At 38.5% G+C, this 15621-nt stretch carries 14 protein-coding genes and 1 tRNA gene; 12 read left to right on the top strand and 3 right to left on the bottom strand.

Annotated elements, in window-relative coordinates:
* Window positions 1-12: 12 nt before the first annotated feature.
* The 11 genes from ICG50_RS02745 (at window position 13) to ICG50_RS02695 (ending at window position 10462) form a co-directional block, all read left to right on the top strand.
* Window positions 13-387 carry a four helix bundle protein gene (locus ICG50_RS02745; RefSeq protein WP_187659375.1) on the top strand — a complete coding sequence of 125 codons (375 nt, stop codon included), beginning with the start codon at window positions 13-15 and terminating at the stop codon, window positions 385-387.
* Between the two features lie 65 nt (window positions 388-452).
* Complete coding sequence (locus tag ICG50_RS02740; RefSeq protein WP_187659374.1) at window positions 453-1508, top strand: NADH-quinone oxidoreductase subunit G; 1056 nt, start codon at window positions 453-455, stop codon at window positions 1506-1508.
* Window positions 1501-2532, top strand: a complete 1032-nt coding sequence (nuoH, locus tag ICG50_RS02735) for an NADH-quinone oxidoreductase subunit NuoH (protein WP_187659373.1) — start codon at window positions 1501-1503, stop codon at window positions 2530-2532. Before ICG50_RS02740 ends, nuoH begins: the two co-directional genes overlap by 8 nt.
* An 11-nt stretch (window positions 2533-2543) precedes the next feature.
* Window positions 2544-3095: a NuoI/complex I 23 kDa subunit family protein gene (locus tag ICG50_RS02730; protein WP_187659372.1), complete on the top strand. Its 552-nt coding sequence runs from the start codon at window positions 2544-2546 to the stop codon at window positions 3093-3095.
* Window positions 3095-3610, top strand: a complete 516-nt coding sequence (locus ICG50_RS02725) for an NADH-quinone oxidoreductase subunit J family protein (RefSeq protein WP_187659371.1) — start codon at window positions 3095-3097, stop codon at window positions 3608-3610. Before ICG50_RS02730 ends, ICG50_RS02725 begins: the two co-directional genes overlap by 1 nt.
* Window positions 3610-3930: an NADH-quinone oxidoreductase subunit NuoK gene (nuoK, locus tag ICG50_RS02720; RefSeq protein WP_187659370.1), complete on the top strand. Its 321-nt coding sequence runs from the start codon at window positions 3610-3612 to the stop codon at window positions 3928-3930. Before ICG50_RS02725 ends, nuoK begins: the two co-directional genes overlap by 1 nt.
* A 6-nt stretch (window positions 3931-3936) precedes the next feature.
* Window positions 3937-5826 (top strand): NADH-quinone oxidoreductase subunit L, encoded by a 1890-nt coding sequence (gene nuoL, locus ICG50_RS02715; RefSeq protein ID WP_187659369.1) that lies wholly within the window; start codon window positions 3937-3939, stop codon window positions 5824-5826.
* 9 nt (window positions 5827-5835) lie between these two features.
* Window positions 5836-7272, top strand: coding sequence for a complex I subunit 4 family protein (locus ICG50_RS02710; RefSeq protein ID WP_187659368.1), 1437 nt, complete (start codon window positions 5836-5838; stop codon window positions 7270-7272).
* A gap of 4 nt (window positions 7273-7276) precedes the next feature.
* Complete coding sequence (locus tag ICG50_RS02705) at window positions 7277-8656, top strand: NADH-quinone oxidoreductase subunit N (RefSeq protein ID WP_187659367.1); 1380 nt, start codon at window positions 7277-7279, stop codon at window positions 8654-8656.
* Window positions 8657-8771: 115 nt separating this feature from the next.
* Window positions 8772-10037 (top strand): Y-family DNA polymerase, encoded by a 1266-nt coding sequence (locus tag ICG50_RS02700; RefSeq protein WP_187659366.1) that lies wholly within the window; start codon window positions 8772-8774, stop codon window positions 10035-10037.
* Window positions 10028-10462 (top strand): LexA family protein, encoded by a 435-nt coding sequence (locus tag ICG50_RS02695; protein WP_187659365.1) that lies wholly within the window; start codon window positions 10028-10030, stop codon window positions 10460-10462. The genes ICG50_RS02700 and ICG50_RS02695 overlap by 10 nt, the downstream gene beginning before the upstream one ends.
* A gap of 199 nt (window positions 10463-10661) precedes the next feature.
* Here the strand turns inward: ICG50_RS02695 and ICG50_RS02690 are convergent.
* The 3 genes from ICG50_RS02690 to ICG50_RS02680 form a co-directional block, all read right to left on the bottom strand.
* Window positions 10662-10735, bottom strand: a tRNA-Asn gene (locus tag ICG50_RS02690).
* A gap of 83 nt (window positions 10736-10818) precedes the next feature.
* Window positions 10819-12162: an RIP metalloprotease RseP gene (rseP, locus tag ICG50_RS02685; RefSeq protein ID WP_187659364.1), complete on the bottom strand. Its 1344-nt coding sequence runs from the start codon at window positions 12160-12162 to the stop codon at window positions 10819-10821.
* 77 nt (window positions 12163-12239) lie between these two features.
* Window positions 12240-14156: a M1 family metallopeptidase gene (locus ICG50_RS02680; protein WP_187659363.1), complete on the bottom strand. Its 1917-nt coding sequence runs from the start codon at window positions 14154-14156 to the stop codon at window positions 12240-12242.
* A 177-nt stretch (window positions 14157-14333) separates the two neighbouring features.
* On the opposite strand from ICG50_RS02680, the gene serS reads away from it, so the two are divergent.
* On the top strand, window positions 14334-15605 hold the full coding sequence (gene serS, locus ICG50_RS02675) for a serine--tRNA ligase (RefSeq protein ID WP_187659362.1): 1272 nt from the start codon (window positions 14334-14336) through the stop codon (window positions 15603-15605).
* The last annotated feature ends 16 nt before the right edge of the window (window positions 15606-15621 follow it).

The following is a 15621-nucleotide window of genomic DNA, read 5'->3' as shown; positions in this document are numbered from 1 at the left end:
GTCATAAAGTAAATGGGAAAATTTAAATCTTTTGAAGAAATTAATTCTTGGCAGAAAGCCAGACAGTTTAATAAAAGGATTTATGAAATAACCGATAATCAAAATTTTAAAAAAGATTTTGATTTGGTCAGACAAATAAGAAGAGCATCTATTTCAATTTCTTCTAATATTGCAGAAGGTTTTGAAAGGAACACAGATAAAGAATTTATACATTTTTTGTATATAGCTAAAGCATCCGCAGGAGAAGTTCGATCGCAATTGTATTTAGCATTAGATTTGAATTATATTGAAAAAATTGAATTTGAAGAATTATTTAATGATGTTTCTGATATTTCAAAATTAATAAGTGGATTTATAAAATATTTAAATGACAGTCAAAAGTCATAAAGTCATAGAGTTGAGCAATTCGACATTAAGACATTAAGACATTAAGACGTTAAGACTTAATATAAATGAAAGTAACCATAGACGGTCAAGAAATTGAAGTAGCACCGGGAACAACGATCCTGCAAGCTGCTCGTATGATTGGTGGAGAATCTGTTCCGCCAGCCATGTGTTATTATTCGAAACTAGAAGGAACCGGCGGAAAATGTCGTTGTTGTTTGGTGGATGTTACCAAAGGTAGCGAAGCCGATCCAAGACCGATGCCAAAACTAGTTGCGTCATGCGTAACCGGTTGTCAGGACGGAATGGAAGTCGCCAGCAAAAAATCAGACCGAGTTTTTGAGGCGCGTAAAGCCGTAACCGAATTCCTTTTAATCAATCACCCCTTGGATTGTCCGGTTTGTGACCAAGCAGGCGAATGTGATTTGCAGAATTTAAGCTTCGAACACGGAAAATTACAACAGCGTTTTATAGAAGAAAAAAGAACTTTCGAACCGGAAGATATCGGTGACAAAATTCAATTGCACATGAACCGCTGTATCGTTTGCCAACGTTGTGTGGAAGTGGCCGATCAGTTAACTGACAAAAGGGTTCACGGCGTATTAAATCGTGGTGACCACTCACAAATTTCAACTTGCATTTCAACCGCCATTGACAATGAATTCTCCGGCAATATGATTGATGTTTGTCCGGTTGGCGCGTTAACGGATAAGACATTCCGATTCAAATCGAGAGTTTGGTTCAACAAACCTTTCAATGCCCACAGAGAATGTACTACGCCGGGTTGTTGCGGAAAAACCACTTTATGGATGTTTGGTAACGAAATCCAAAGAGTTACTGCCAGAAAAGACGAATACCACGAAGTAGAAGATTTCATCTGCAACACTTGTCGTTTCGACAAAAAAGACGTGGCGGATTGGGTAATCGAAGGACCAAGAAAATTTGAGAAAGATTCGGTAATCAACCAAAACAAACATTACGGAAAACTAGACAAAGTTGTAATCGACACCGAAAAAGGGATCCTTCAAGGTAGAGACATCGACCGTAAAAAAATCAGTATGGCCGAAATCGATTACAACGAAAAAATAGACGGTAACCCAATAAACGAAAAGCAAAATGGATAGTGCCTTTATTATAGAAAAAAGTATTTTAATTGTGGTGGTTTTTGCTGTAACGATGATTATGGCCATGTATTCCACTTGGGCTGAGCGTAAAGTTGCTGCTTATTTGCAAGACCGTGTTGGGCCAAACCGCGCCGGTTGGGGTGGTTTGTTACAACCGTTGGCTGATGGGATGAAATTATTTGCCAAAGAAGAATTTGAACCTAATACTAAAAATAAATTCCTTTTCTTTTTAGGACCAGCCATCGCGATGAGTGCCGCATTGATGACAAGTGCCGTAATTCCTTGGGGTGATAAATTGGAAATTTTCGGAAGAACCGTAATATTACAAGCTACCGATACCGATAGTGCTTTGTTGTATATTTTCGCTGTTGTTTCGATTGGTGTTTACGGTATCATGATTGGTGGTTGGGCATCCAACAACAAATTCTCTTTAATGGGTGCGGTTCGTGCCGCTTCTCAAATGGTTTCTTATGAAATTGCCATGGGATTGTCGATGATTGCCTTGTTGATGATGACCGGAACCTTAAGTTTAAAAGAGATTTCGGTACAACAATACGGAATGAATTGGAACGTATTTTACCAACCGCTTTCCTTTTTAATCTTCTTAATTTGTGCTTTTGCCGAAGCCAACAGAACCCCTTTCGATTTAGCCGAGTGTGAGTCGGAATTAATTGGTGGCTACCATACGGAATATTCTTCGATGAAAATGGGATTCTATTTGTTTGCAGAATATGCCAACATGTTTATCTCTTCTACTATTATTGCGGTTTTATTCTTTGGCGGATATAATTATCCTGGCATGGCTTGGGCAGTAGAAAATTGGGGTGTTAACATCGCCAACGTAATCGGAATTGCGGCTTTGTTTGCCAAATTGTGTTTCTTCATTTTCTTCTTTATGTGGATTAGATGGACCATACCACGTTTCAGATACGATCAATTGATGAACTTAGGCTGGAAAATTTTAATTCCGCTTTCTATCTTCAATATTATAATAACCGGAATTTGTCTTTTAGCTTTCAAATAAGAAAAGAAATTATGTCAGCATCAATACAAAGTATATCATTATCAGGTCATAAAAAGCAAGTTTCCAATAAGGAGATGACCTTTTTAGAAAGACTTTACCTAGTAGCCATTTTTAAGGGCTTATGGATTACCATCAAACACTTTTTCAAGAAAAAAGCAACGATTCATTATCCGGAGCAAGTTAGAGAGTTTAGTCCGGTTTATCGTGGTCAACACATGTTAAAACGCGACGAATTAGGTCGGGAAAACTGCACCGCTTGCGGATTGTGCGCCTTGTCTTGTCCGGCGGAAGCCATCACGATGAAAGCGGCCGAACGCAAAAAAGGAGAAGAGCATTTATACCGTGAAGAAAAATATGCCGAAATCTATGAAATCAATATGTTGCGTTGTATATTCTGCGGATTGTGTGAAGAAGCTTGTCCGAAAGACGCTATTTACCTAACCCTTTCTAAAGAATTGGTACCCGCAAATTACGATCGTGAAGATTTTATTTTCGGAAAAGATAAATTGGTTATGCCTTTGGAAATGGCCATGAAGAACGCTCAACTTAAAAACGCTAACTAATGTCGCCTATATTAATTACCTTCTACTTTTTAGCAGCCATTACTTTGGCTACGGCGTTTTTGACGATTTACAGTAAAAACCCAATTCACAGCGCCATTTATTTAGTGCTTTGCTTCTTCTCTATTGCCGGTCATTACTTACTTTTCAATGCTCAGTTCTTAGCCATTGTACATATTATAGTCTACTCGGGTGCGATTGTGGTACTGTTCCTATTTACCATCATGTTGATGAATTTGAATAAGGAAGATGAAGTCCACAAACCTCGTATTACCCGCTTAGGTGCCATCGTTGTTTTTATACTAACGAGTATTGTTTTGGTGACTATTTTCATCAATTCGAAAACCATCATGGGTGAATATGACACGTCTGGTGAAGATTTCCAATCGATTAAAAAATTAGGAAACATACTGTTGAACGAATATATGGTACCATTCGAATTCGCTTCTATCTTATTATTGGTAGCGATGATTGGTGTGGTTTTATTGTCTAAAAAAGAAAAAACGGAGAAGAAATAATGAACAATATTTTAAATGAAATAGGAATAGAAAACTACATTTTCCTTTCGGTACTCTTATTTTGTATCGGTGTTTTCGGAGTGTTGTACCGCAGAAATGCCATCATCGTTTTCATGTCGATTGAAATCATGCTCAATGCGGTGAACTTATTGTTTGTAGCTTTTTCAACGTACCATCAAGATGCCGAAGGACAAGTTTTCGTGTTTTTCTCGATGGCGGTTGCCGCAGCGGAAGTGGCCGTAGGATTGGCGATATTGGTTTCGGTATACAGAAACTTAGGCTCAATCGATATTGATAATTTAAAGAATTTAAAAGGATAATCTGAGATGGAAACAAATTTAGCTTTAGTATTACTCTTATCTCCATTTGTTGGATTTCTTTTCAATGTTTTCTTCGGAAAAAAAGTAAGCAGAAATGTATCAGGCGCTATCGGAACGTTGACTGTAGTGGTTTCGTTCTTGTTGAGCATTTGCTTTTTTGCCCAATTGAACCAAAACGGAAAACCATTCGAAATTTCTTTATTTGATTGGATTCAGGTAAGTAATTTCAAATTAGACTTCGGTATTTTATTAGACCAATTGTCTTTATTGTGGTTGTTATTCGTAACCGGAATTGGTTCCTTAATTCACCTCTACTCTATCAGCTACATGCACGACGACGAGAATATGCATAAGTTCTTTGCGTATTTGAATTTGTTTGTGTTCTTCATGATAACCTTGGTAGTTGGAAGCAACTTATTAGTAATGTTCATCGGTTGGGAAGGCGTTGGATTGTGTTCGTACTTGTTAATCGGCTTCTGGTATAAAAACCAACCTTATAACGATGCCGCTAAAAAAGCGTTCATTATGAACAGAATTGGAGATTTAGGTTTCTTAATCGGGATGTTTATCATCGCGGCTTTATTCTCAACTTTAAATTACAGCGAATTAAGAACTGCCGTTTCAGCCGGAAATGAAAATACTGTAATGCTTGGCGTTGCCGCTTTATGCCTATTCATCGGCGCTTGTGGTAAATCAGCACAATTACCTTTATACACTTGGTTGCCCGATGCGATGGCTGGTCCAACGCCGGTTTCTGCGTTAATCCACGCCGCGACGATGGTAACTGCAGGAATTTTTATGGTTACCAGAATGAACTTCTTATTCGATATTACTCCGGATGTACAAAATATTATAGCTATTGTTGGAGCAGCTACTGCTTTAGTAGCTGCCTCAATCGGTTTATTACAAAACGACATTAAAAAAGTATTGGCTTACTCTACTGTTTCCCAATTGGGATTAATGTTCTTAGCTTTAGGCTTAGGAGCTTACACCGTAGCAGTATTCCACGTAATCACACATGCGTTCTTCAAAGCTTGTTTGTTCTTAGGTTCAGGTTCGGTAATCCACGGATTGCATGGTGAACAAGACATGAGAAAAATGGGTGGTTTGCGCAAAGCGATGCCAATCACTTTCTGGACGATGATGATTTCTACTTTAGCGATTGCCGGTATTTTCCCGTTCGCAGGATTTTGGTCGAAAGACGAAATCTTAATGGTCGCTTTTGAACACAACAAAGTATTATGGGTAGTCGCTTCGATTGCTTCGATTATGACGGCATTCTATATGTTCCGATTGATGTACTTGACCTTCTTCAAAGAATTCAGAGGTACGGAAGAACAAAAACACCACTTACACGAAAGCCCAAGTTTAATTACGATTCCATTGGTAATTTTAGCCGTTTTAGCCGTTATCGGTGGTGCGATTAACTTACCGGGAAGTATGTGGTTGAACCATTTCTTGGAACCGATTTTAGCGGCCAAACACGAAGCACACCATTTAGGCCAACAAGAATTTATGCTAATGGGAATTGCTTTAGCAGGTGCTATCGTTGGAATAATTTGGGCGAATGCCAAATACATCAAAGGCGGATTTGTACCTAAAGAAGATTCCCAAATCGTAGGTTTCAACAAAACGATTTACAACAAATATTATGTAGACGAATTCTATACTTTCTTAATCGTAAAACCTATAAACGGTTTGGCGAATTTCTTCCGCACCACTTTAGAACCGGCTTTAGGCAAAGTGGTTTACAGTTTCGGAAGTTTGGCTAACGGCTTAGGAACGCAAGGGAAAAAATTACACAACGGGAACATTGGTTTATACCTTTTTGCTTTTGTAATTGGGGTTTGTGCCATCATAACATATTTATTTATTACAACTAAAACAGTTCAATAATTTTACACAATGGATGTAACTACTCTATTATTATTACTTCTGGTTGGTGCCATCGCCACGTTTTTCGCAGGAGATAAATTGGCTTCCAAAGTTGCGCTGGTTTTCAGTTTAGGTGCTTTAGGTTTGTCATTGTATTTGTTAAACTTATTGAACCAAGGCACAAACATCGGTTTCACCGGAAGTTGGATTGCCAACCCTAAGGTAGCCTTAGCTTTCAAAGCCGACGGTTTATCAATGGCCATGGTTTTATTGACGACTGCTTTAACGCCTTTGATTATTTTCTCGTCATTCGGAAACAGTTTTACCAATGCTAAAAACTTCTACGCTTTAGTATTGTTCATGTCATTCGCAATGACCGGAACTTTCTTAGCCGCTGACGGATTATTATACTACATCTTCTGGGAATTGGCTTTGATTCCGATTTACTTTATCGCTTTGATTTGGGGTAACGGTGATGCCGAAGAACGCAAAAAAGCCGTGGTGAAATTCTTCATCTACACGCTTGGAGGTTCATTATTCATGCTAATCGCTTTCGCATATTTATATTCCAAAGCCGGAAGCTTCCTTTTAGAAGATTTATACAAATTAGACTTAAAGGCGAATGAAGAATGCTGGATTTTCCTCGCTTTCTTCTTGGCTTATGCCATCAAAATTCCAATCATCCCTTTCCACACTTGGCAGGCAAAAGTATACCAAAAAGCACCCACCGTTGGAACCATGCTTTTATCAGGGATTATGTTGAAAATGGGATTGTACAGCGTTATCCGTTGGCAATTGCCTATCGCGCCAAGCGCTGCCAAAACTTACATGCCGGTTTTAATCGGATTAAGTATTGCCGGTGTGATTTATGGTTCGATAGTGGCTTTACGCCAAAAAGATTTAAAGAAATTATTGGCTTATTCGTCTTTGGCACACGTTGGCTTAATCGCCGCAGGTTGTTATACTTTAACCCTTGACGGATTAAGCGGTGCGGTTTCGCAAATGATTGCCCACGGTTTTGTAATCGTAGGTTTGTTCTTTGCCGCTGAAGTGATTTTCAGAAGATATGAAACGAGAACCATAGCCGATTTAGGCGGAATTCGTTCACAAACGCCTAAATTCACTTCGATGTTTATGATTTTGGTTTTGGCCTCTGTGGCTTTGCCGGGAACATTCAACTTTGTGGGAGAATTTACCGTATTGTATAGTTTAAGCCAAGTGAATATCTGGTTCGCTGTTTTAGGTGGAACTACCATTATTTTAGGGGCATACTATATGTTGAAAATGTTCCAAGACGTAATGTTAGGCGAAACCAATAGCAAAGTATTTGCCGACGTCACCACTAACGAAGCGATTACCTTTGTGGTCATCATCGCGTTTTTACTATTCTTCGGATTGTATCCAAAACCAATTGTTGATCTGGTAACGCCGAGTTTAAACGAAATTTTAGAAGTAATTAATAAATAATCAAATGCAAGTATTAATAACAATAGTATCATTAGGCGTTTTTTGTCTGTTGGCAGAAATCTTCAATTTAAGAAAACTACTGGTTCCGGTTACTGTCATAGGTTTACTTGCCATTTTAGGTATATCCTTAAATCTTTGGGCAATCGACCCAAGCATGGATGAAAAATATGCGAGCATGATTGCAGTCGATTCCTTTTCAAACGCTTTCTCTTCTTTATTTATTATCCTTACGATATTTTTAGTTGCTTTAAGTGGTGACTTCTACAAAGAAAATCAAACTAAAATATCCGACTTTATTGCCATCAAAGTATTCCTTTTATCCGGCGCAGTGGCAATGGTGTCTTTTGCCAACTTATCGATGTTTTTCTTAGGGATTGAAGTTTTATCAATCGCTTTATATGTATTAGCCGCCAGCCGAAGATTAGACGTAAAGAGTAACGAAGCCGGAATGAAATACTTCCTAATGGGTTCCTTTGCCTCGGGGATCATTTTATTCGGAATCTGCCTGATTTATGGAGCGACAGGATATTTCGACTTAGCAGCAATCAAAGATTTGTCATCAGGTGCCGGTTTGCCGATTTGGTTCCCAATAGGCATCACTTTAATGATCATCGGAATGCTTTTCAAAATAGCCGCGGCGCCTTTCCATTTCTGGGCACCGGATGTTTACGAAGGTTCACCGGCTATGACCACTGCTACCATGAGTACGTTAGCTAAAGTAGTAGCTATGGCCGCTTTATACAAAATATTAAGCAGCATGACCTCATCGTTGACTCCAACTTTTGAAATGGTAATTGTTGTAGTTTCAATATTATCCATGACTATCGGAAATATCATGGCTTTGCGTCAAGACAACGTAAAACGTATGTTGGCCTTCTCTGGAATTTCACACGCCGGATTTATGTTGATGGCGATTTTAAGTTTATCCACCGCAGCAAGTACACTTCTATATTATACCGCTGCTTATGCTTTGGCCGGAATTGCTTCTTTTGCCGTAATCATTTATATAACGCGCAACAAAGACAATGAAGCTACAGCGAACTTTAACGGTTTGGGTAAAACCAATCCATTATTGGCGGCTGTTTTAACTGCCTCGCTTTTATCGATGGCAGGAATTCCAATTTTCTCAGGATTCTTTGCTAAGTTTATGTTATTCACCGATACGATTAAATCAGGTTATTTATTCTTAGTAATTATTGGAGTGATCAACTCGATTATCAGTGTGGGTTATTATTTCAAATTGATTTTGGCGATGTACACCAAAGAAGCTGCCGAAGAAAAACAAGCCGTTCCGTTTGTTTATTACTTTGTAGCAGTGGTGTCTATTTTACTAAATATCTTAATAGGAATTCATCCTTCATTAGTAACCAATTTATTGAACTAAAAAAGTTCAATTTTAAAAATACAGAAACCATCAAGAGCAATTTTGATGGTTTTTTTGTTATCAACAATCGGCAAAATTAACTTTTGTTCCAATACAAAATCCTTAATTTTATACCATGTATGCTTTAGTCGATTGCAATAATTTTTACGCTTCGTGCGAACGTGTTTTTCAGCCTCAGTTGATTGGAAAACCCATTGTGATTTTATCCAACAACGACGGCTGCATTATTTCCCGAAGCGATGAAGCGAAGACATTAGGCATCTCAATGGGCGCGCCCGAATTTAAAGTTAGACAAGAACTCCAAGAAAAAAACATTCATGTCTTCTCCTCCAATTATGCTTTGTATGGAGATTTGAGTAATCGCGTGATGAAAATACTGGAAGGTTTTACACCACATGTAGAACCTTACAGCATAGACGAAGCGTTTATGAATTTTGACGGTGTAAAAATACCCAACTTCCACGAGTATGGTTTGCAAATGAAAAGCCGGATTATGAAATGGCTCAGCATTCCGGTTTCCATTGGCTTTGCCGAAACTAAAGCACTTTCCAAAATCGCTAATAAAATCGCGCGTAAGTACCCCGAAAGAACCAAAGGCGTCCACATAATCGATTCAGAAGAAAAGCGCGTCAAGGCCTTAAAATGGACCAAAATTGAAGACGTTTGGGGTATTGGCTTTCGCCTGACTAAAAAGATGAAGGCGAAAAACATCCATACAGCTTATGATTTCACTTTGCCGCACAACGAAAGTTTCATCAAAAAAGAAATGGGTATTGTTGGTTTGCGATTAAAATATGAATTAGAAGGGAAATCGGTATTGGAAATAGACTTGCCTAAAGACAAAAAAAACATCGCCACCACCCGAAGTTTTACCGGAAATATCACCACGTTGGATGAAATGAAAGAACGCGTTTCGACCTTTGCATCCGTTTGTGCCGAAAAGCTGCGCAAGCAAAAATCCTGTTGCCATGGTGTTATCTTGTATTTGAGAAAAGACAAATACAAAACCGAAAGATCTCGTTATAACTTCTACAAAATGGAAACACTGCCTTTTGCCAGTAATTCTTCTATAACCATCAGCAACTTGGCGGTGAAAATGCTGAAAGAAGTCTTTGAAGAAGGTGAGATCTATAAAAAAGCCGGCGTTATCGTCACCGAAATCATTCCCGAAAATCAAAAGCAGTTCCATTTGTTTGAAGAAGAAAACCCGAAACATTTAAAACTCATGAAAGTAATGGATGAGTATTACAAAAAAACGGGCGAACGCAAAATACGATTGGGCTACCAAGACTTAAAAAAAACCTGGAAAATGAACCAAAACCATTTATCTCCTAAATACACTACCGACTTTACGCAAATCCTAGCCATCAAATGTCATTAAAAAGCAAACTGACCTTCTTTAAACCCGATTTCGAGAACTCGAGAACACTTCCCTATTTTGAAGGCGGCATCAAAGCCGGTTTCCCTTCGCCGGCAGCCGATTTTGAAGGAACTCAAATCAGTTTAGACAAAGTCCTAGTCAAAAACTTCGAAGCTACTTTTTATGCCAAAGCCGATGGCATTTCCATGATAGGCGCAGGCATAGACAATGGTGACATCATGGTAATCGACCGAAGTATAGAACCTACAGACGGTAAAATAGCCGTTTGTTTTATCGATGGAGAATTTACGGTAAAAAGAATTAAGGTCGAGAAAAACGCACTATGCCTTATGCCCGAAAACAAAGCCTTCCAACCCATTAAAATAGAAGAAGACAACAAATTGGTAATTTGGGGAATCGTGACTTATGTGATTAAAAGTGTTTAAAATAAAAAAGCCTTATACTTTCGGGGTTTACAATTAACAAAATGCCCACGAATAAGAGGGTAAAAAACGAACTGAAGGAGTATGCCTGACTGCCACCGGCAGTCCTCCTCATACTATCAAATCCCTCTTGAGCTCTTCTCGCCCAAAAAAATTAATCCATAAAAAAAGAGCAACATTTTCATGTTGCTCTTTTTAGCAGCTCCCCCTCTTGGGCTCGAACCAAGGACCCTCTGATTAACAGTCAGATGCTCTAACCAACTGAGCTAAGGAGGAAGATGTTATATCTTTTAAGCGGTTGCAAAGATAGAACGAATTTTATTTTTTGCAAATAAAAACGAATAAAATTTCAAAAAATGTTACTTGCCTACAATTGCTTTGTAAATATCATTCCCGTTGGCAAACAATAATAGCGAAATAAGTAAAACAAAGCCAACCAATTGCGCTTTTTCCAAGAACTTGTCACTAGGTTTTCTGCCTGAGATCATTTCATACAGCAAGAACATCACATGCCCTCCGTCAAGTGCCGGAATAGGCAATAAATTCATCACTCCAAGCATGATAGACAACAAAGCCGTAATACTCCAAAAAGCTTCCCAACTCCAATAGTCAGGGAACACATTATAAATCGCTGCAAATCCGCCGACCCCTTTATAAGCACCTGTACTTGGATTGAAAATCATTTTCAATTGTCGCCTATAATTGTCCAACTGTGCAAAACCCTTATCAATACCTACCGGTATAGATTCAAAGAACCCAAAAGTCTCTGTGCTGAATTTGTAATAGCCTAATTTCTCCAGGTTATCTTCTTTTAGGACACCCAATGCTACCCCTAATTTTCCCTCTTTATTCACCGTAACGGTAACTGTAGTCTCCTTTTGGTCTCTCAACACAACCGCCGACAATTGCTTACCTTTATTAGCAGAAAGTATAGGCTCTGCCTGATCAAAATACCTAGCCGATTGACCGTTTATAGAAACAAAAATATCTTTAGCTTTCAACGCTTTGTTAGGAGAATCATCCTGCAAACCACCAACCACAAAAGGCATTCTCAAAGCAATCAATCCTTTTTTGTCTTGATCAATAAATTTGCCGATAAAGTTTTCCGGAAGGGCAATCGTCTTCTCTTCTCCGTTACGCTTGACCAAAACAGTTTTAGCCATTAAAACATCCATATTAATAGAAGGCTCAAACTTTACGATTCCCTTACCGTCAATAGCTACTATTTTATCTCCGGTTTTGATACCGGCTTTTTCTAATTCTGTATTTTGCACCCAAACACCATCTTTCACTTCACTATTCTTGATGTACTTTTCACCATAGAAAAAAGTCATTCCAATGTAAATGATAAACGCCAAAATAAAGTTTACGGTAACACCTCCCAGCATAATAATCAATCGCTGCCAAGCCGGTTTAGAACGGAATTCCCAAGGTTGCGGTTCTTGAGCCAATTGCTCAGTATCCATACTCTCATCAATCATCCCCGAGATTTTTACATAACCTCCTAACGGCAACCATCCGATACCATATTCGGTCTCACCGATTTTCTTTTTCAATAAAGAATATTTGATATCAAAAAATAAATAGAATTTCTCTACCCTAGTTTTAAATAATTTGGCCGGAATAAAATGCCCTAATTCGTGAAGTATAATTAATATTGATAAACTCAGTAAAAACTGAGACAGTTTGATTGCAATTTCCATTTCTTATTTGTCAGTTTCTTTTAAACGCACAAAAGTAAGGTTTTCACCTTACTCGTGCATACAATATTTGTTTAAGATTATTTTTTTATGAATTTTTTATGATAAGTGCCTTCCGAGGTCTCAATTTGTAAGTAGTGAACTCCGGTAGACAAATGGCTAACAGAGAAATCCAAACTGTGATTCTCTGCTATTTTTTGTCCGAGACTATTGTAAATCGTTGCTTTTACTAACAAAAGGGATGTGGGCATCTGAATGTGTATAATGTCTGCACTTGGATTAGGATAAATAACAATCGCATCAACCATGTTAAAATCCTCATTGCCAAGCGTAGCCGAATTATTTCTCGAGATAAGATGCTTTTCAGGATCAAACACAACTCCGGTTATGCTAAAAGGAACACTAGCAATAATCTCTTCCCCATCAAAAGTATTGTTAAGCACTAAATCAACTTGTTGTCCGGAAGCACCAAAAACCCTAACCGGTACCGGCATTTCAAAATAAGACACAGAAGCATCTGATTGGGTTTGATTAACCACGAATTTTGCCTGACCTTCGCCCCAATTTTGAGCTGTAATCGTATAACTTGGATAACCTTGATTGTAAATCCAATCATCGAAAAACTCAGTTAAATCTTGTCCGTATACCGCTTCTAAATGGGTTTTTAAATCAGTTGTAACAGCGTATTTAAAAGCCAAATTAGGATCGGCTAAGTAGTTTCTAATCGCTTGAAAAAAGTCTTCGTCACCCATTTTAAAGCGCAACATTTCTAAAACCATTGCCGCCTTGTTATAACTAAGTCTGCTGCTGAAAATTCGGCTAACACTTGTTGCTTGAGTGTCTGTTAAATAAACATTCCCTATCGGGCTTGAAGTAATAAAATCAACCATGCTGGTTTTCTGCGTAATAAAAGCATCCAATCCGTCTAAATTCTCTATAGTAATGGCTGATAAATACGTGGCAAATCCTTCGTTTAACCAAATGTCCTTCCAAGTGCCACAAGTGATTTTATCGCCAAACCATTGGTGCGCCAACTCGTGTGCAATCAAACCTCGACTGAAATTCCCCATAAAGGAAACCGTGGTATGCTCCATGCCTCCGCCAAAACCACATTGGGCATGACCATATTTTTCTGCACTAAAAGGATAGGCTTCAAATAGGTTTTCAAATAAATCCATAATCACTGGTGTTTGCGCCAAAGAAACTACTGCCGCCGAGTAACTCTCAGGATAAATATAATTGACTATCGGAAAAGTATTAGGCTCAATACCAGCAGTTTGGTTATACACTTGATAATTGGTCACTGCAATAGCCACCAAATAAGCCGGTATCGGGTAATTGTGTTGAAAATGTGTAGTTTTATTGGCGCCGCTAACAACAGGTGCTTCCGGCTCAATGCCATTCGCTACACTCACATATTGTGAAGGTGCGGTAATATACACATCGATACTATCAATCTTATCATTTAAATCTTGCTTGCAAGGCCACCAATCTCTGGCGCCAAAAGGTTCAGATAATGTCCAAATAATAGGTGTACCACTATGTGTGCTTCGGGTAAAAGCTTGCTCACCACTCGCCGGCGCACCGGAATAATTGATTTCTACTGTGGCAAAATTTCCTGTAGTCAAAGTGCTTGGCAAAGTTATTACTAGTTCGTCACTAGCATTTTGCACAAAGGATAAATTAGTGGCTCCTTGTTTGACAGTGCTTACTGTTAATTGGTCTGTTAAATCAAACGTAACAGTAGTCATATCGCTTAATGCCTTAAAAGTGATGGTCACTTTTCCGGTGATAAAATAAACCGCCGGATTAACCGTAAATTCCAGCTTGCTATAGGTGACATCGTAGTTGGCCGTATTAGGGTTAATCTGAAAACTCATCAACTGTGAAGCTGATTTCATTTCTGCTTCTGCAATTCTGTTGGTTTCCAGCACGCCTTCTTGGGCAAAAACAAGAGAAATTGTAAAGAAAAATAATAAAACGTAGTACTTTTTCATAGCAAGCAATTGATTTTTTTGCGAATATAATAATTATCAAGCTATACAACTGTCAAAAAAATGATAAATTAAACCTATCGCTTTGATTATAATTTGGTTACCAAAGGGAAGTTTTTCAGCAACTGAAAGGTTTTATCAAACATTTCATTAAATTTGCGTGCTTATAAAGAAAATGACATGTTACAAATCAGTTACATCAGAGAGAATAAGGAAAAAGTGATTTCCGCTTTGGCCAAAAGAAATATGGACGCTACAACGATTGTTGAAGAAGCCATTCAATTAGACGAAAACAGAAGAAGCACTCAGGTTGCTCTTGACAATACTTTGGCAGAAGCCAATAAACTATCATCCGCTATTGGCGAAATGATGAAAAATGGAGAAAAAGCCAAAGCCGAAATCTTAAAACAAAAAACAAGTCAGCTCAAAGAAACCAGCAAAGAATTAGCTGAGAAATTAGAGGTTTATATAACCGAACTAACTCAAAAAATGTATTTGCTGCCCAACACGCCTGCCGATATCGTTCCTCAGGGAAAATCAGCCGATGACAACCTCAACGTATTTCAAGAAGGTGACATTCCGGTATTGCATGAAGGCGCTTTGCCTCATTGGGATTTGATTAAAAAATACGACATTATCGACTTTGAATTAGGAACCAAAATTACAGCACCGGGATTCCCAGTGTATAAAGGTAAAGGTGCTAAATTACAACGTGCTTTGATTTCCTATTTTTTAGATAAAAATACCGAAGCAGGATACCAAGAATACCAAGTACCACATTTGGTAAACGAAGCTTCTGCCTACGGAACCGGACAATTGCCAGATAAAGAAGGCCAAATGTACCATGACGCCAAAGACGATTTATATTTAATCCCAACAGCCGAAGTTCCAGTAACTAACATTTATCGCGATGTGATTCTTCAAGAAAAAGACCTGCCGGTATTGGCTACAGGTTATACGCCTTGTTTCAGAAGAGAAGCAGGTTCTTGGGGTGCACACGTTCGCGGGTTGAATCGTTTACACCAATTTGACAAAGTCGAAATCGTACGAATAGAACATCCTGACAAATCACACGAAGCCCTTGACGGCATGGTAGAACATGTAAAAAGTCTTCTTCAGGAATTGAAATTACCTTATAGAGTCTTACGCCTTTGCGGTGGTGATATGGGATTTGCTTCGGCATTGACTTATGACTTTGAAGTGTTTTCAACCGCTCAAGATAGATGGTTAGAAATCTCTTCGGTATCGAATTTTGAGACTTTCCAAGCCAACCGTTTGAAATTGCGCTTCAAAGGAAAAGACGGAAAAACCCAATTGGCGCACACCTTGAACGGAAGTTCATTGGCACTGCCAAGAGTTTTAGCCGGAATCATAGAAAATTACCAAACCCCTGAAGGCATCGTAATCCCGGAAGTATTGCGCCCTTACACCGGTTTTGACATCATTAACTAAATAAGTTAATCTTTAG

This window comes from Flavobacterium buctense (genome assembly GCF_014486695.1).
Taxonomy (GTDB): domain Bacteria; phylum Bacteroidota; class Bacteroidia; order Flavobacteriales; family Flavobacteriaceae; genus Flavobacterium; species Flavobacterium buctense.
The sequence above is the reverse complement of the archived record's forward strand: the minus strand, read 5'-3'. Positions and strand labels throughout refer to the sequence as shown.